The organism is Paenibacillus sp. 2KB_20 (assembly GCF_052115765.1).
Classification (GTDB): domain Bacteria; phylum Bacillota; class Bacilli; order Paenibacillales; family Paenibacillaceae; genus Paenibacillus_AQ.
Genome location: NZ_JBFRHH010000002.1, coordinates 471,838 through 490,202, shown reverse-complemented (window position 1 = coordinate 490,202; position 18,365 = coordinate 471,838). Strand labels below are relative to the sequence as shown.

Below are 18,365 nucleotides of genomic sequence, written 5' to 3'. Positions count from 1 at the left end.
CGCGGTGCCCGGGCTTCGGGAAGTCTCCCGGATGCCGCACAAGTTCGCGAGCAAAGAGGGGAGTGGCGGATGAGAGTTCGAGCCATCTGGAAACGAAGCTTGTTAGCCGTCCTATGCGGAGTGCTTGGCTGGGCCACACTGCTGCTGTTGCCTGATGGAAGCTCCGCGCCGCTAGCGGCAACGGACGCGGCAGTTAAGACTGTCTCTCCAGAGGAAGCCTTCGAGGGGAAGGAGGGCTCGTACGCCCGCTATCTTCAGGACCATGCAGACGAGCGTCTTCCCTCAGACGAGATACGGATTGAAGCAGAGCGGCAGCCGATCAGTGGTTCCGGCGCTGTCGTTGCCATGGAGCGCGAGGGGGTAGAAGGAAGCGCCGCTCTGTCCGGAGAGAGCGGCGAGATCAGCTGGGACGTCGACATCGAAGAGGGCGGCCTCTATCATCTCTACGTGCGCTATTACCCAATGGAAGGCCGAAGCGAGGCGATTGAGAGGGCGCTGTTCATCGACGGTCAGCTTCCGTTTACCGAAGCAGAGCGGTTGCTGTTTCCACGTGCTTGGGGCAACAAGGAGGAGCGCATCCAGCAGGATGCGAACGGAAACGACATGAGGCCGTCCCAGGTGGAAATCCCGGCATGGGAGGAGGTGGCGCTCTCCGATGCGGACGGCTATTATGAGGAACCTTACCGGTTTAATTTTGCCAAGGGAAAGCACAGGATTACACTCCGCTCCGTACGGGAGCCGATGCTGGTCGATTATTTGGTACTGCGCCCGGCCAAGGAAATACCCGCTTACGCCGACCTGCAGGCATCGTACGAGCGGCTCGGATACGGCAAACCGGCGGAAGGCACCTTGATCTCCGTGCAAGGTGAAGACGCTGCGGTCAAATCGAGCCCGACCTTGTATCCGCTTGCCGACCGGTCCAGCCCCGCCACCGAGCCGTTTCATCCAAAGGAAATCCGGCTGAATACGATTGGCGGCAACAATTGGCGCATCCCGGGACAATCCATTACGTGGACGTTCGAAGCGCCACAGGATGGACTGTACAAGATCGCCGTGAAGTATAGGCAGCATTTTGTCCAGTCCCTCGAAGTTTCACGGCGGCTCAAGATCGACGGCCAGGTTCCCTTCGCAGAAGCAAACCGTATCGGCTTCAAGCCGGGCGGTGGGTGGCAGATGATGCAGCTGGGCAATCCTGAAGAGCCTTATCTGTTCTATTTGACGAAAGGAAAGCACAGGCTATCGCTCGAAGTGACATTGGGCGAAATGACGCAGCATATCCGCAGCGTCGAGCAAGCCGTGCTGGAGCTGAACCAGCTGTACCGTAAAATCATTATGATTACTGGCGGGTCCCCTGACCCGTTCCGCGATTATGAGCTGCAGAAGCGGATTCCCGAGCTGCGCGAGACATTCGAGGTGGAGGGCCGACGTCTTCAAGGCGTGATCGGAAGCATGGAGCAGTTGTATGGAGGCAAGGGGGAGCGGATGGCGGTGCTGAATACGGTCGCCTTTCAGCTGCTAGATCTGGTGGATGACCCGGAATCGATCGCCAAGCGTCTGGATGCGTTCAAATCCAATATCGTCGCTTTGGGGACGTGGATGTTGACAGCGAAGGAACTGCCTTTGGAAATCGATTATTTGATCGTCGCTTCAGAAGAAGCCCGGCTTCCGCAAGTGGACGTATCGTGGCTGGCTAATGCGGAACACGGCGTCCGGCAGTTCCTTCTGTCGTTTTACACCGATTACGATGCAGTCGGCGCGACCGACGAGGAGGCGGAGGCGGTAGACGTCTGGGTTACAGGGGGGCGGGATCAGGCCCAACTGATCAAATCGATGATCGACACCTCATTCACCCCGCAGACCGGCATTCCCGTCAATTTGCGGCTAGTCGACCCGACGGTGCTGCTTCCAGCGACGCTGGCCGGCTCCGGGCCTGATGTGGCACTCGCGTCTAGCAATGTCATCGATTTCGCCATGCGTGGCGCTTTGCAGGACCTGTCGGTCTTTGACTCGTTCCAGCATGTGAAGCAGCGGTTTGCAGCCAGCGCGTTCGTCCCGTTCGAGTACGAGGGCGGGGTGTACGCTATCCCGGAGCAGCAGACGTTTCCGATGCTGTTCTACCGAAAAGACGTGCTGGAAGAGATCGGCGCAGAGGTGCCGCAGACATGGGAGGAAATGTATGCGCTTATCCCGGTGCTGAACAAGCGACAGCTGTCGATCGGATTGACGCCGGATGTGACAATGGACATTCTGTTGTACCAGAACGGCGGCTCGTATTACAAGGACGGAGGCAAGGCGTCGGGATTGGATGCAGAGGAAGCATTGTTGGCTTTCAAGCGGTGGACGGATCTATATGTCAACTACAAGGCACCGCAGCAATTCGATTTCATCAACCGGTTCCGCATCGGCGAGATGCCGGTGGGCATCGCGGACTACACAACCTACAATTCACTGGTCGTCTTCGCTCCGGAAATCCGTGGCTTATGGGCTTTCGCTCCTGTCCCGGGAACACCAGAAAGCGAAGGCGCAATCCATCGCGAAAGCGCGTCCGTCACGCTCGGCTCGGTCATGTTCAAGCGTGCGAAGAATAAGGAGAACGCCTGGGCGTTCATCGACTGGTGGACCGGCAAGGAAGCCCAGCTGACGTTCGGCCGGGAGCTGGAGGCGCTCATGGGCGCTGCAGCGCGGTATCCGACGGCCAATCTGGAGACGCTGCGGGAGCTGCCTTGGCCAGCTGACGATTTTGAGCGGCTGATGGAGCAGTTGGAATGGGTACGCGGTGTTCCGGACGTGCCAGGTGGCTATTTCACGAAGCGCCATCTGAACAATGCGTTTTTCGAGGTGCTGAACAAAGGGGCTAATCCGCGCGAGACGCTGAAGGATTACGCGCGGACGATCAACCAGGAAATTACGGTCAAACGTCGCGAATTTCATTTGCCAACGGATTAGAGAGGAGGATGCATCATAAGCGTACTGTCTAAACAGACGAAGGCAGGCGCGGCGCCGTTTCGGACGGAGCGTCCGACTCGATTCCGCAGGCTGCTGTTCGAGTTGAAGGCGAGCCGGCAGGATTATATGATGCTGGCGCCGTTCTTCGCCATCTTCTTCACATTTACGGTCCTGCCTGTTCTCATGTCTATGCTGCTCAGCCTGACGGATTTCAATATGCTGGCGTTCCCGAACTGGGTCGGGCTTAACAACTATGCCCGTTTGTTTATTAACGACGAAGTGTTCCTCATTGCGGTGAAGAATACGATCCTGCTCGCGACGATTACCGGCCCGATCAGCTATCTGGCCTGTTTTGTCCTAGCCTGGCTGATCAACGAAGTGTCGCCGAAGATCCGCGCCTTCGTCACGCTTGTGTTCTACGCCCCGTCTTTGTCGGGCAACGCCTTTATCGTCTGGAAGCTGCTGTTTGCGAATGATTCCTACGGCTTCGTCAACGCCTTCCTGCTGCGCAACCGTATCATTATGGAGCCCATATTGTGGCTGTCCGACATCAACTACATCCTGCCGATTCTGATCATCGTGCAGCTTTGGCTCAGTTTGGGCACAAGTTTTCTGGCGTTCATCGCAGGACTGCAGGGGATGGACAAAACGCTATTCGAAGCCGGCGCGATCGACGGCATCCGTAACCGTTGGCAAGAGCTGTGGTATATCACGCTCCCGTCAATGCGTCCGCAGCTTATGTTCGGCGCGGTTATCCAAATTACAGCTTCATTCGCAATTGCCGAGGTTTCGACCCAGATCGCCGGGTTTCCGAGCGTGCAGTACGCAGGCCACACCATCGTCACCCATCTGGACGATTATGGCGGTATCCGGTACGAGATGGGTTATGCATCGGCGATCGCGACCGTGCTGTTCGCCTTGATGCTGGGCTCCAATTTGCTTGTTCAAAGACTGCTCAAGAAAGTCGGTGAATAAAGTTGGCGACGATACGGATTCGACGTAATCGAAGATGGAACCGTTCGCTTGCCGTCGACCTTCTGCTGTTTCTGGCGCTTGCTTTCGTCGGCGCCTTTATGGTGCTGCCGCTGCTGTTTGTCGTCAGCAACGCGTTTAAGCCACTCGACGAGATCTTCCGGTTCCCGCCGAGGTTTTTCGTCCGGTATCCGACGCTGCGAAACTTTACGGAATTATATTATTTGCTGTCCTCATTCTGGGTGCCATATACGCGCTATATATTCAACACTGTCTTTATTGCGGTCGTCGGCACGGCGGGCCATGTCATACTGGCGTCTTTGGCCGCTTACCCGCTGGCCAAACGCCGCTTCCGGGGGCGAGGCGTGCTTTTTACCATCGTTGTCCTTTCCCTCATGTTTTCCGGGCATGTGATGGCCATTCCCAACTACATGACGATGTCGTGGCTCGGCCTGCTGGACAGCTATTGGGCGGTCATCATTCCGGCGCTCGGCTCTTCGCTCGGACTGTTCCTGATGAAGCAGTTTATGGAGCAAATGGTACCGGACGCGCTGCTCGAGGCAGCCCGCATCGACGGCTGCAGCGAGTATCGGATCTTATGGCGGGTCGTGATGCCGATCGTCAAACCGGCCTGGATGACGCTCATCATTTTCTCCTTTCAAGGGTTGTGGGGCGCGGGCGGCACTGGCAAAATCTACATCTACAGCGAACAGCTCAAGACACTCGACCATGCGCTCGGGCAAATATTGGCGGGCGGCATCGTGCGCACGGGACCCTCGATGGCTGCAACGCTGCTCATGATCTCAGTGCCGATTGCGATCTTCATTATCTCGCAAAGCAACGTTATCCAAACGATGTCGACATCCGGTATGAAAGATTGAGAGGGGGGGACAAAAGGAATGAATCGGATATGGCTGCCGCTTCTCGTTATGCTTGTCCTTGCTCTGGCATCGCCCCCGCTAGCCGATGCGGCTCCCTATTATGGCTATCATTACTCCTCTGACGGAGAGGCCGTTCCGGCTCCGCTGCCGTATATGCCGGATAAGGTCATCTATGGCTCGACTGTGAATGCGGAGGCCTTCAATAATCCGGAGGATCTGTTTGTCGGGCCGGACAGGCGCGTCTATATCGCGGATACGGGCAACGACCGCGTTGTCGTGGTGGACGAAAATTGGCGGCTCGTCCGGATTATCGATTCCTTCCAGCGTGAAGGCAAGGCCGATGCGTTCAATAAGCCGCAAGGCGTCTTCGTCGACAAGGAGCAACATATTCACGTGGCAGACACGCAGAATGGGCGGATCGTCGAGCTGGACGGGGAAGGGAAGCTCGTGCGTATCGTAGGGCCGCCTGAGTCCGAGACGCTTCGCGCGGATTTTAAATTTTTGCCAACAAAGCTGGCACTCGACTCTGCGGGGCGGCTGTTCGCGGTCAGTCAGGGTGTGTTCGACGGCATCGTAGAATTTGATGCGAATGGGGTTTTCAGCGGCTTTTTCGGCAAAAATCCGGTCCGCTTCAACGCGGCAGACCTGTTCTGGAAGCAGCTCGCGACCGATGCGCAGCGCCGGCAAATGGCGCTGTACGTCCCGATCGAATTCAACAATCTGGCTATCGACGCCGAACAATTCGTCTATGCGACGGCAACGGAGAACCGAACTACGATTGATATGGTGAAGCGACTCAATCCATCGGGTATCGACGTTCTCAGGCAGGATGGCATGATTCCGGTTATGGGAGATTTACGCTCGACGCGTTCCGGCAGCTTCGGTGGCAGCTCTACGCTGATCTCCATCGATGTTGACGCCGACCAGATCTACCTGGTACTGGACTCCAAGCGAGGCCGCACATTTGCCTACGATTATGACGGGAATCTGCTGTTCCAGTTCGGCCAAATCGGCGATAAGGTCGGCAATTTCCGCGGGCCGGCGGATGTAGCCTGGTTCGGACGGGACATTCTCGTGCTCGACCGCGCACTGAACAGGCTCACGTTGTTCAAGCCGACACGCTACGGCGCGCTTATGCTTGATGCGGCATCGGCTTACTACAATGGCAAGGAAGAGCAAGCGGCAAGGCTGTGGCGCGAAGCGAGCAAGCTCAACGGCAATCTTGAGCTTGCCCATATCGGCATAGGGAAGGCCCAACTGGAGGAGGGGAACTACGAAGCGGCGATGGCGAGTTTCAAGTTCGGCGATTCGCGCCCGTATTTTTCCAAGGCGTTCGCCGGCTACCGCAAAGCGTTCCTGTGGAACAACTTTGCCTGGCTGTTTGCTTGCCTCGCCGCTACCATCGCGGTCTTAGTCCTCGCCAAGCGATTCGCGCCAAAGCGATCATCGGATGACGAGTATGGGCCAGTCCGCACCGCGCTGCTTACGACCGTCAGACCGTTCAAGCAGTTCTGGGAATTGAAATATGAAGGGAAGGGTAGGCTCTGGGTCGCGTTGACTATCGTCGCGCTAGTCGGCTTCATCTTTGTCCTGCGCGCCTTCTACTCCGGCTATCTCGTCTCGGGCGGGCAGTGGGAACGGATCAACAGTGTGAAGGAATTCGCCTTCATTGTTATACCGTTTCTGGTCTGGTGCGTGGCCAACTGGTCGCTGACGACGCTTATGGACGGAGAAGGGACGTTCAAGGAGATCGTTATCGCGAGCGGTTATGCCATGCTGCCGTTGCTGCTGGCCAGCACGCTGCAGCTGGCGTTCGGCTGGATGATTACCTTGCAGGAGTTGAGCTTCTACTCGTTATTTGGCACGATCGGCGTGCTGTGGTTTGCCGGTCTGCTGTTCGTGGCCACGCTGACGGTGCATCAGTACACGCCGCTAAAGACTGTCGTGACGATGGTTTTGACGGTCGTCGTTATTGCCATCATCGTTTTTTTGGCCCTATTGGTGTTTAGCTTGATTCAGCAACTGGTCGTCTTTATTTTGACGGTCTACCAGGAATTATCATTACGGATATGAGGGGAGATGCGCTTGATGCGAATGAGCATGCTTTGGCGACGGTTCGTTATCATCACGGCCGGGGTTTCGGCGCTTGCGCTTGTGGCCGCCGTTGTCTTGTCTTCGCTGTCCGCGCCGGACGACCCGGCTGCCGTAATTGCTGAAGCGGAAACCCGGCTCGAGGCGAGCCGAACGGCGGCAGCCGCTTCGGCGCCCGCGCTCCCCTGGATTCAGGATCAGGGCGCCGTTCCGGATGGGATGGAGAAGGCGGCCGAAAACGGCCGGCTGACGCTGTTCATGGACCGGCAGACGACGTCGTTTGCCGTCAGGCACAAGGAAAGCGGCCGATTGTGGTACTCCAACCCCACGAGCCGCGAATCGGACCCAATCGCGTCAGGAGTGCATAAAGATCGGCTGGCATCCCTGTTTTTCCTGTCCTACTTGCTGGATACGGGCCAGGAGCAAGAGTACGACAGCTATGCGGACAGTGTCGCGCTTGGACAGTTCGAAACGGAGCCGATCGAGAACGGGGTGAAGGTGACGTATACGGTCGGCCAGGTCGTCCGCGGGATTGAGTCTATACCGCGAGTGATGACCGGGAGTCGTTTCGAGGAGCGGATTATCAGCCGATTGTCGGACGAACAACGGGCCGTAAGCGAGATGAAAAAGCGGTTCAAATATGAAGCAGACCGCGATGTGTATACGCGGCGGGAGTTGCCCAGTTTGGCGGTGTCTGCCGTGATCGACATTTTAGATCAGGTCGGATACGGGGAGGAGGATCTGGCTTACGACGATGAAGAGAATGGTCTGGAGCCGGAAGCGGGCTCCGGACGGCCGCGATTTTCGATTCCGGTCGAATTCAGGCTCGACGGGGAGCAGTTTGTCGTCCGCATTGATGCAGGAGCGATTGAGAAAACGGGGACAATGCCGCTGCATACCATAACGCTGCTGGAGTTTTTCGGGGCGGCCGATTCATTGCAGTCCGGTTACATGCTCGTCCCCGATGGGTCAGGAGCGCTTATACGGCTGAACAACGGGCGGACCGTCGAACCACCATATCTCGCTCCGGTGTACGGAGAGGACGGCGCGATCGCCAGGGATGAGAAGCTGGCGGAGCATGAGACGGTCCGACTGCCCGTATTTGGGATGAAGGCGGGTGACGCGGCTTGGCTTGGCATCATTGAGCAGGGTGACGCGATTGCATCCATCAAGGCTGACATCGCCGGCAGGCTGAACGGCTATAACTATATCGCCCCGTCATTCACGCTAGCGAGCAGGGATAAGGTGATCATCGCCGGAAACTCGGCGACAAGTACGAATCCGGTTCACCAGAAAACGCCGTACGGAGGGGACATCGTTGTTCGTTACGGATTTCTGGCGGATGACAAGGCAGACTACTCCGGGATGGCAGCTTTGTATCGCGACTATCTAGCCGAACATAACCGGCTGCGGAGGCTGGAACCTGTGGCGGACACTCCGTTCGTGCTCGAGCTCGTCGGCGGGATGGAAACGCGCAAATCGATGCTGGGCGTGCCGTATGATGCGGTCACGCCGCTGACGACGCTCGATCAGGCGCTGGAGGTGCTTGCCGCCTTGCGCAAGGAACAGGTGGCAGCCGTCAAGCTGCGTTATATGGGTTGGTTTAACGGCGGGACTCAACATCGTTACCCGTCGCGGGTGGCGGTTGGTGAAGAGATTGGCGGACGGGCGACATTTACCGAGTTCGCGCAGAAGCTGCGCGGGCAGGGCGTCAGGTTCTATCCGGACGCGGCCTTCCTGAACGTTTATACGGACGGTCACGGATTCCGCGCTGGACGCGATGCGATCAAATACATGTCGCAGAAGACTGCGAGCGTGTACCGTGTCGACAGGCCAAGCTTCATCCTCGATGGGGAGTCCTTCTCCCACTACCCGCTGTCTCCTGTCCGGCTTCCTGCGGTTATCCGCAGCTTCACCAAGGCAGTGAAGCCGCTCGGCATCGGCGGGCTGTCGCTGCGGGATTTGGGCGACACGCTCTATTCCGACTTCGACCAGAAGAAGCCGGCAGACCGGCAGCAGAGCGCAGCGATCGTCGAATCTCAGCTGATCGAGCTGTCTGCGGACTTTCCGGATCTGATGGCGAGCGGCGGTAACGCTTATTTGCTGCCGTATGCGCAGACGATCGTGAATGCGCCTGCGGCTTCGAGCGGATTTAACCTGGAGAACGAATCGGTCCCTTTTTATCAGATTGTTCTTCACGGTTACGCGGATTTGGCCGGCCTGCCGTTCAACCAGGCGGACGACCAGTCTGCCCGAAAAAATATTTTGAAGGCGATTGAGACGGGTTCAAACGTTTACTATCGCTGGGTGTACAGCATGCCGTCCGAGCTGAAGTCTCCCGCAGCCCGCGAACTGTACGCGGCCGGCTATGGGGACTGGGTCGAGGAAGCAGCCGCAGCCTACAAGGAAGTGAACGAGGCACTGAAGCCGGTCCGGCACCTGCGAATCTCCCGGCACGAGAAGCTGTCTGAAGGAGTCTACCGGACCACGTATGAGGACGGCACGGCAATTACGGTCAATTACAACGACAAACCGGTTTCACCGGGCGGCTATGCCGTCGGTGCGCTAAGCTATCGGATAGGAGGGAAGTGACATGCGTCATGTCCGTTTCACTCTTCAGCGCAAGAGGGCGCTGATGGGCATGCTGTTTACGTTGCCGTGGCTGATCGGATTCATTTTCCTCTTTGCTGTCCCGTTGGCCCAATCTTTTCAATTCAGCCTGCATGAGCTCAAGCTGGGGGAAAGCGGCCTTGAGCTTAAATATCTGGGTTGGGACAACTACAAGCACGCTTTCTATGTCCATGCGACGTTCAACCGAATACTGACCGAGTCGGTCATCGGAATGGCTGTGAACGTACCGCTTATCATCTTTTTCAGCCTGTTTATCGCCACCGTGCTGAACCAGAGGTTCAGGGGCCGGTCGCTCGCGCGCATGATTTTCTTCCTGCCGGTTATCGTGTCCACCGGCGTCATCTCCAGCCTGGGCTGGGCCGATTACATGTCACAGGCGATCGGGCAGACGCTCGCAGAGGGCGGCTTCAGCAGTCTCGGCAGCTTCGAGCTGAAAGGCATCCTGTACGATATGGGCATGAACCGGGGGCTCGTCAATTATTTGGCAGACGCAGTCGATCGAATCTATGACATCATCAGCTCGTCCGGCGTGCAAATTCTCATTTTTTTGGCAGGGCTACAGTCGATCCCCCCGTCTCTCTATGAGGCATCGCGAATCGAGGGCGCCACAGGGTACGAGAATTTCTGGAAAATAACATTTCCGATGATGGCGCCGCTCATCCTGACCAACGTGATCTATACGATCATCGACTCGTTCCTAAACAGCCGGATGGCCAGCCTGCTGAAAGAAACGTCGTTCAAGCTGTTTGATTTCGGCTTGAGCGCTGCAATGTCCTGGATTTATTTCGGTGTCATCGTGCTGCTGCTTGGTTTGTTCACGGCCGTCATTTCACGCAGGGCGTTTTATTACGATTCATAGCGCTGGCTGCCGAATCGGAGCTGCTGTGAGCTTTAGCCAGCGTGGAAGCTTGAACGGCTTGAAGGGAGCTTGCGCAGCTACACTATATTTGGAGGAGGGGCATCATGCTTGTAACAGCCGCCGGCAAAATCAAGGCTTGGTCATGGGCATTGTTCCGCACAGTCCTCGTGATGGGCATCGGCTATGTGATCCTGTATCCGATCCTGTTGAAAATTTCACTTGCCCTTCGGGGAAAAGAAGACATTTACGATCAAACGATCATTTGGTTTCCGAAGCATGCCACCCTCGACAATCTGGCGTTCGTGCTAGACAAAATGAATTACATGGATGCGCTGCTCAATACGATCGGCATCTCGGCCATGGCTGCCGTCCTGCAGACGGCTTCCTGCGCCCTGGCGGGTTACGGCTTCGCGCGCTTGAAGTATCCTGGGCAAGGCCTCCTATTTATGCTCGTTGTCTTCACGATCATCGTCCCGCCGCAGACGATTATGATTCCGACGTACATGCATTTTCGGTATTTCGATCCGTTGGGGCTTGTAGAGCTGTTTACCGGCAGACCGGGTGTCAGCCTGCTTGATACCCATTGGCCGTTTGTCTTGTCGTCCATTACGGCGACGGGGCTAAAAAACGGGCTTTACATTTATATTTTCAAGCAATTTTTCCGCTCGCTTCCCGGAGAACTAGAGGAGGCCGCTCTCGTGGACGGCGCAGGTATATTCAAAACTTTCTATCGGGTTATGCTGCCGAACGCGATGCCGGCGATCATCACCGTCGTGTTGTTCTCATTCGTCTGGCAGTATAACGATTCATTCTACGTTTCGATGTATTTGACGGATACAAAGGTGCTGTCGATGCAGCTTGCGTCTTTGCCCGGTTTGCTGGCTGCGAGCTCGCCCGAATATATGCTGACCTCTATTCGGTTGAATGCGGGCACCGTACTGGTGATCATTCCGTTGATGATCTTCTACTTGTTCTTGCAGAAGCATTTCGTCGAAGGAGTCGAACGCTCGGGCATCGTCGGCTGATCGAATGTCATGATGGATACACCCACCGTATTCCGGCTCTGAATGTCGGGTCCAGAATTTATAGGGAGGTAATCTGATGTTTACGAAAAAAAATGGATTTATACTCACGATCATTGCCGTCATGCTGTTTACCCTTACTCCAAGTGCACTGGCCCAAGAAGAGACAGAAACACCAAGGAATCTGGCGGCCGAATCCAGCTATCAGTTCTCCGCGGCCCCGAATGAAAGTTACCCTGACTCCGGAAACGAGTTGACCGATGGGGTATACGAGCCTTTGGAATATGTGAACCCCGGCTGGCAGGGACATCTTCGCGGTATCACAAGAGAAGTGGTGTTCGATTTGCAGGATTTCAAATCCATTAACGCCATCAAAGCGCATTTTATGCAGGACAGCAATGCGGGAATATTTTATCCCGTAACGGTTTCGATGTACGTCTCCGATGATGGCCAAAACTGGGGGACGCTGGCACATCGGAATACACAAATTCCATTGTGGGAGCCGGGACCGGCAACCGAACAGTTCTATATATGGGACGCAGCAGCGGACGGATTGCCGCATCCGAACAAGAACGCTTCATCGGCATATGCGCGTTATGTAAAAATTACGTTTACGACGCAAACGTGGACATTCCTCGATGAAATTGAAATTTGGGGTACGGACGGCAAAGCAAAGCATGCGGTTCGGATCAAGCCTGAAGAGCCGGCTTATTTGGAACCAGGCAAAGATACGAACGGCATCCGCGATCTTGTGTTGCTGTACAACGGCTGGTATCCAAACGGAGAAGGCATCTGGACAAAAGATAAAATTATCCCGTACATTAGTTATGTCGACCAGAAAGGTGAACCGACCGATTGGTTTTATGATGGCGTCCTTTACCTTGGTTTGCTGACCCCAGGCGGGGAACGAAACTTTGGCAGCACGGCCTTGTTTGAAGATTGGCAGTGGTACTTGGACACCACGTTTGGCGCGGATGGCGACATGAAGCATTTGAACGATGCGACTGCAGAAGTCGGTCAAAAACTTGGCGATCCGAAGCACCGTACGAAAGTCGTGCTGATGATTCCTAACCCGGACACCGCTACGACGGATTTTGGCGACGTTGACGGCGACAGCATTTCGGAGAACTTCAATCCCGACCAGGTAGGCGCGGAAGCGGCTCTCCATAACAGACAAAAAGCCGTAAGCTGGTATATGGATCAAGTTAAACAAAGATGGTCAGCGGCGGGCTACTCCAATCTCGAATTGTCTGGCATGTACTGGCTCGCCGAAAGCGCGTGGCTCGGGGAACAATTTGATGAACCGTTGATCCGGTATACGAGCGATCTTGTCCATAGCAATCACAAGCAGAAGTTTTTCTGGATTCCGCATTTTTACGCAAACGGCAGCTTCGCTAAGGAACAGCTTGGCTTTGACGCCGTGGCTCTGCAGCCGAATCATTTCTTCAACGAAACAGAAGCGACGCGTCTCGAGGATGCGGCCGGGCTTGCCCGCCAGTATGGGATCGGCGTTGAATTTGAAACGGATGAACGGATGAACACCGATCAGGAGATGCGCAAGCGATTCATCGAATATTTGAATGGCGGCGTCGATTACGGATATATGACCCGTGCCTTCAAAGCTTATTATCAAGGCAATACTTCCCTTCTGGACAGCTCAAGAAGCAGCGATCCGACCGTGCGTTCGAATTATGACTTTATGTATCAATTCGTAAAGGGTACTTATGTGAAGCAAACGGTGCCCGATCTGGCGGAATGAGCGTTGATTTCATACGATACGTTATCAATTTGCTCATCCCACTCCCATATCACGCTCGGCTAGATCAAGTGTCGTCAATATTGCAGCTTTGAGATGCACGCCTGAATTGATGGTTCAAAAAATCATTGGAAAAGAGGTTGGTTGTATGATGGTATGCACCCTCCAAGCCTTGTTTCATCGTCACAAGCGGGTCCGTATTGCAGTTGTTGTTGCTGTTTGCAATGCAGCGGTGAAGCTGCTGGCCGGGTTTAGCACTCCAGCATTAGCTAAAGCAAACGTTACAAGTGCGGTGCATGAGGAAACGGTTGATCTGACGGTTATGACCTTCAACATTTGGCTTGGGGGAGGCGTTGTGTCTTTCGATCAAACCGCCGAGACGATCCGGACAGCCGGGGCCGATATCGTCGGCATCCAGGAGCCAGGCGGCAATCTTGCCGCGCTTGCGCAAAAGCTCGGTTTTTATTATGCCGAAGGCCATAACATCATGAGCCGGTTTCCCATTATCAACGCGCACCAGCGAGAGTATGTTTACATTGAGGTCAGGCCGGGCAAAGTGGTTGCGATGAGCAACATGCACCTGTCTGCGTATCCGTACGGGCCTTATGACATACGGGACGGAAAATCTGTACATGATGTGCTGAGCAACGAAAAAAAATATCATATGGCGGAGATGAAGAGTCGGTTCGAAGTGCTGCCGAACCTTGCGAGCCGCGGACTATCGGTATTTCTTACGGGCGATTTTAATGTGCCGTCCCACCTCGATTGGACGAATGCAACAAAAAGCAATCATTTTGGCGTTTCAATCCAATGGCCCGTGTCTGCGAAGCTGCAACAGTTAAATTTCCGCGACTCATACCGTGAAATTCACCCGAATCCGGTTAAGCATCCTGCCAATACGTGGACGCCGGGGGAAAACGGACAAATCGGCACGAATGAAGTACATGACCGCATCGATTTTGTGTATGCGTCGGGACCATCGACTACGCTGGACAGCAAAATCGTCGGCGAAAACGGGCCCTATTCGGATATTGTGCTTGCGCCTTGGCCATCCGATCATCGTGCAATTGTCTCCACATTCCGCACGCAGCTCGCTCCGACCCCCGATTTGTTGAACGGAGCAACGATATGTACGGATAAGCCGGCATATGCTCAAGAAGAGACTATACTCGTAACATATACGAGCGCATCGGGCAGCAAGGATTGGATCGGCATTTACCAGGAAGGCATAATTCCGGGTATCGGCAATCCGTCGATCGTTTGGAAGTATGCAAGCGAAGGGCAGCCGCCGAACGGGACGATCAGCTTCGACTCCCTGAGCCTATCGGCCGGAACTTACGATGCCATACTGCTCGCCGACGACGGATATACTGAATTGGCGCGAACGACATTTACAATCGGGTCGAACGCAGGGCGATGAAATGGTGCAGAACACTTACGTTGCATTGAGCTGTTCCAAGGCTTCTCAAACTGGAACGTCGCTAATCTAAGCTTTATTGCCCTCATCTTGATTACCACGGAGTAACTTGCTCTTGTTGCCACGGACAAAACACCTTCAAGATTGTTTCCATATCTGACGATATGGTTGCATTTACTTGAAGGTGTTTTTTATTTGTCTCATTCCCTGGGGCCAGTCCCACTGCGTATTCCTACACTTAATTGCAGATCGTGGACGTATGCTGCAGGCGAATCCGGAGAAATAGAACTTGACGGACAAATGAGAACTAGGCAAACAGAAAAGGGGTGCATTATGATAGGACATATCAGTCATAAGAGAACTGCCATTGACGAAGGAGGACTGGGGGATACTATGTTCAGATCGACATCCTGGCGCATATTTGTGATAAGCGGCATCTTTTTTGCAATCACCATCATACCGCTCTCGTTGTTTCTGGCCAACCAATTTTCGCACTACGCTTATTCCCAGATGGGGACGTTTAATCAGGACCGCATCAACGAAATGGCGGAGCGGGTCGAGTACATCCTGGCTAAGCTGAAATGGTACAGTCTGACCATGTACGAAGACCGTACCGTGCAAAACTGGATGTATGCTTCCGCCGACGATCTGCTGCAGAATGCCAGCGCGATGGGGGTATTGACTAAATATTTATCTAACGAACCTTATATTGAAACCGCTTACTTATTCAGCTTTCGCAAACGTGAGGTGATCGACTCCAAAGTTGGGTTGCTTCCGTTCGAGGAATTTGCCGATCAGCCGATGCTGCAGCGAATTGAGCGCACTCCCGGGACCTTTCTCCGCTATTTTGATCACCAGATAGGAAACAAATCGTATTTGGCGCTTCAGCTTCCTTCGACTCCAGTGCAGAAAAACCGCGATGGGTATCTTGTTGTTCTGTTCGACAAGAAGGAGCTCCAGAAGCATTTGATCTCAAGCGGTGAAAGAGCGGATACGCTGCTTACTATTGTGGATGATCGAGGAAAATGGATTCTGGGGGAACAGGATGAGCGGCTCGAGGAGACCATCGATAACATCCAACCGGGGCTGAAGGAAGGTTCATTCGAGATGAACAGAGCGGGAGGGGCAGCGTTCGTCAACTATGCCCGAATGGAATCGTCGGAGTGGACTATTATATCTGTCACTGAAATGAAGCAATTTCGCGAAAAGGCAGGGGCGTTCAAAACCGTCATCATCGCCTGCTCGCTGCTGCTGCTCATCGCGCTGCTTCTGGTCGCCTATTGGAATTCGCGCCGTTTCGTCGGGCCATTCCGCCGGCTGGCGGATCAACTGCAGCGGAAGCTGGGCGTGAAGGGGGAGAACGATTACGGTGTCATTGAGCAGGGCGTCGTTATGCTTCGCGATCATTATCCGCTGATCAAGACCGAATATTTACGGCAATGGCTGCTGCAGGGCAGACTGACTGACGGCGCCAGAGCGGCCATTGTCCGCGAATCGTGCCTGCTTGACTATGAGTGGCTTCGACTAGCTGTTATCAAGATCGACTCCTATTATGAGATATCCGAGCGGTACGATTTCGTCTCTCGCAAGCTGCTCAAGTATGCAATCGGCAATATCGCAGAAGAGCTGCTGGGTACACCTGAACGGCCGATCGAGGTGGTCGATTTTGGGACCGACCATCTGGTCGTGCTGGTTGGCACAGCCAGCTCCCTCCCTGATCTCGGCTTGACCAAAGAGCTGAAGGAGCTTAGTCGTCAAGTCACCCGTCACGTAAAGCTGGATGTGACGATCGCCGAGAGCTCAGCGCGGCGCGTGCATGATGATTTACGCAAAGTATACGACGATATGAACGAGCTGACATTATTCAAGTTTGTCAGTGGTGATGACAAAATCTACGTTGAACAAGACTTTGAACGGTATGCCGATTTACAAGCGCCGATCGACTCCGCCGTGCATGAAAGCTTGATCCAGACGATTCGCAGCGGCAAAGAGGAGAAGGTGCTGGCCATGCTGGAGGAGGTGTTCACGCGCCTGCAGACGATGAAGTATAGCGAGTGCCAATTCCAACTGAAGCTGCTTCTGTTTGCGATCGTCAAGTCGTTCAGCAAAATGATGTCTATTCAGAGTGTTGAAGGGATTGAGCGCCACTTGAGGCAGTTCGCCACGCTTACCGAGGTCCGCGAATGGCTGAAGGACGAGACTGGGCGGATTATCCGGCAGCTTAGCGACCAAAAGGGCTTCAATCGCAAGGAAAAGCTGATTGGGGAAATCATCGAGTATGTCCGCTATCATACCCATGACCCGCTGCTGTCGGTAGACGATATCGCAGACCATATCGTTTTGTCGGCCAAATATGTCCGGCAGCTGTTTCACGAACAATATGGCATGCCTCTATCGAATTTTATCTTGAACGAGCGGCTCGGAAAGGTTAAGGAGCTGCTGGAGCAGACCAGCATGCAGATCACCGAAATTGCAGAGCAGTCCGGTTTTCAGACGAAAAGCCACTTTTTCACCGCATTTAAGAAAGCGACCGGCATGACGCCAAGCCAATACCGCGACAGCAAGGCAAGCGAGCGGCTGGAGCGGACGACGCGGCAGAAAGCCGGGAACTCTGCCAATTAGCAGGCGGGTGGGCGGCGATTGAGAACTCGCCAGAACAATAACAACTGGCCGAACTCCCGCGATTTAGCCACACGAGAACCGAATCCGGCTAATGAGAACTAGGCAAGCCGCAGCCGTGAATGCTACGATGGCTCCGTTCGAATCCTGCAAGCCCACAAGAAAGGAGGAACGCTTTTTGGAGCGACGGAAAAGGTTCGGCGGGTCGTTTGTGCGCGAGCTGTCGCGGAACCGGTATTTGTACTTGCTCGCGCTGCCCGGCATTGCGTTTCTGGTCGTATTTGCGTATATGCCCATGCTGGGGCATCTGCTCGCCTTCCAGAATTACCGGCTATCGGATGGAATATGGGGGAGCGAATGGGTCGGATTTAAAAACTTCGAGTTTTTCTTCAATGGGAAAGACTGGCTGCGGGTAACGCTGAATACCGTTTTCCTGAACGCGCTGTTTCTTCTATCCGGCCTCGGCAGCGCGGTCGTGCTGGCGATCTTCCTGAACGAAATCCGAAACCGGCTGTTCAAGCGAATCACGCAATCGTTTATTTTTTTACCGTATTTTATTTCATGGCTTGTCGTCAGCATGATGGCGTTGACGCTATTCAGCACATCGGAGGGACTGATTAACCGCGCGCTTGTCGCCCTTGGCTACGAAGGAGTGGACTGGTATTTGTCGCCGGGCGTATGGCCGTATATCTTAACCGTGATTAGCGCCTGGAAGATGGCCGGATATAACTCCATTATTTTTTTGGCCGTCATTACGGGTATCTCCGCCGAATATTACGAGAGCGCCCGAATTGAAGGCGCAAGCCGGATGCAGCAGATGCTGTACATAACGCTGCCGTTGATGCGGCCGACCGTGATGGTATTGGCGCTGCTTGGCATTGGCCGTATTTTCTACGGCGATTTCGGCATGATTTACGCGATCATCGGAGATAACGGCGTACTCTTTCCGACGACAGATGTCATCGATACGTATGCATTTCGCGCGCTGCGGCAGCTGGGTAATTTCAGCATGTCGTCTGCCGTCATCGTGTACCAGTCCTGCATGGGGCTCGTCACGATTCTGATCTTCAATGCGATCGCGCGCAAGGTGGACGCGGATTCAAGACTATTCTAAAAGGGTTCGGCGAAACGGGCAATGGCCCGGTCCATGCAGCCTTTTCGCCGGACAATG

At 54.6% G+C, this 18,365-nt stretch carries 11 protein-coding genes; all 11 read left to right on the top strand.

What is annotated here, in order from left to right; all coding sequences use genetic code 11:
* The first annotated feature begins 69 nt into the window (after window positions 1–69).
* The 11 genes from AB4124_RS07950 (at window position 70) to AB4124_RS07900 (ending at window position 18,308) form a co-directional block, all read left to right on the top strand.
* Window positions 70–2,946: an extracellular solute-binding protein gene (locus AB4124_RS07950; RefSeq protein ID WP_441972222.1), complete on the top strand. Its 2,877-nt coding sequence runs from the start codon at window positions 70–72 to the stop codon at window positions 2,944–2,946.
* Window positions 2,947–2,970: 24 nt separating this feature from the next.
* Window positions 2,971–3,921 (top strand): carbohydrate ABC transporter permease, encoded by a 951-nt coding sequence (locus AB4124_RS07945; RefSeq protein ID WP_441972494.1) that lies wholly within the window; start codon window positions 2,971–2,973, stop codon window positions 3,919–3,921.
* 2 nt (window positions 3,922–3,923) lie between these two features.
* Window positions 3,924–4,799, top strand: coding sequence for a carbohydrate ABC transporter permease (locus AB4124_RS07940; RefSeq protein WP_441972220.1), 876 nt, complete (start codon window positions 3,924–3,926; stop codon window positions 4,797–4,799).
* Window positions 4,800–4,817: 18 nt separating this feature from the next.
* The gene (locus AB4124_RS07935) at window positions 4,818–6,872 is read left to right on the top strand and encodes a YIP1 family protein (RefSeq protein WP_441972218.1); all 2,055 of its coding nucleotides are present in this window, start codon (window positions 4,818–4,820) and stop codon (window positions 6,870–6,872) included.
* Between the two features lie 15 nt (window positions 6,873–6,887).
* Complete coding sequence (locus AB4124_RS07930; protein WP_441972216.1) at window positions 6,888–9,482, top strand: DUF5696 domain-containing protein; 2,595 nt, start codon at window positions 6,888–6,890, stop codon at window positions 9,480–9,482.
* A gap of 1 nt (window position 9,483) precedes the next feature.
* Window positions 9,484–10,380 carry a carbohydrate ABC transporter permease gene (locus AB4124_RS07925; protein WP_441972214.1) on the top strand — a complete coding sequence of 299 codons (897 nt, stop codon included), beginning with the start codon at window positions 9,484–9,486 and terminating at the stop codon, window positions 10,378–10,380.
* Window positions 10,381–10,484: 104 nt separating this feature from the next.
* Window positions 10,485–11,405 (top strand): carbohydrate ABC transporter permease, encoded by a 921-nt coding sequence (locus AB4124_RS07920; protein ID WP_430110190.1) that lies wholly within the window; start codon window positions 10,485–10,487, stop codon window positions 11,403–11,405.
* Between the two features lie 76 nt (window positions 11,406–11,481).
* Entirely contained in the window at window positions 11,482–13,161 is a 1,680-nt protein-coding gene (locus tag AB4124_RS07915) for a DUF4855 domain-containing protein (RefSeq protein ID WP_441972212.1), read from the top strand.
* Window positions 13,162–13,306: 145 nt separating this feature from the next.
* Complete coding sequence (locus AB4124_RS07910; protein ID WP_430110194.1) at window positions 13,307–14,578, top strand: endonuclease/exonuclease/phosphatase family protein; 1,272 nt, start codon at window positions 13,307–13,309, stop codon at window positions 14,576–14,578.
* A gap of 390 nt (window positions 14,579–14,968) precedes the next feature.
* Complete coding sequence (locus tag AB4124_RS07905; protein ID WP_441972210.1) at window positions 14,969–17,197, top strand: AraC family transcriptional regulator; 2,229 nt, start codon at window positions 14,969–14,971, stop codon at window positions 17,195–17,197.
* Between the two features lie 175 nt (window positions 17,198–17,372).
* The gene (locus AB4124_RS07900; protein ID WP_076322530.1) at window positions 17,373–18,308 is read left to right on the top strand and encodes an ABC transporter permease; all 936 of its coding nucleotides are present in this window, start codon (window positions 17,373–17,375) and stop codon (window positions 18,306–18,308) included.
* Window positions 18,309–18,365 lie beyond the last annotated feature (57 nt).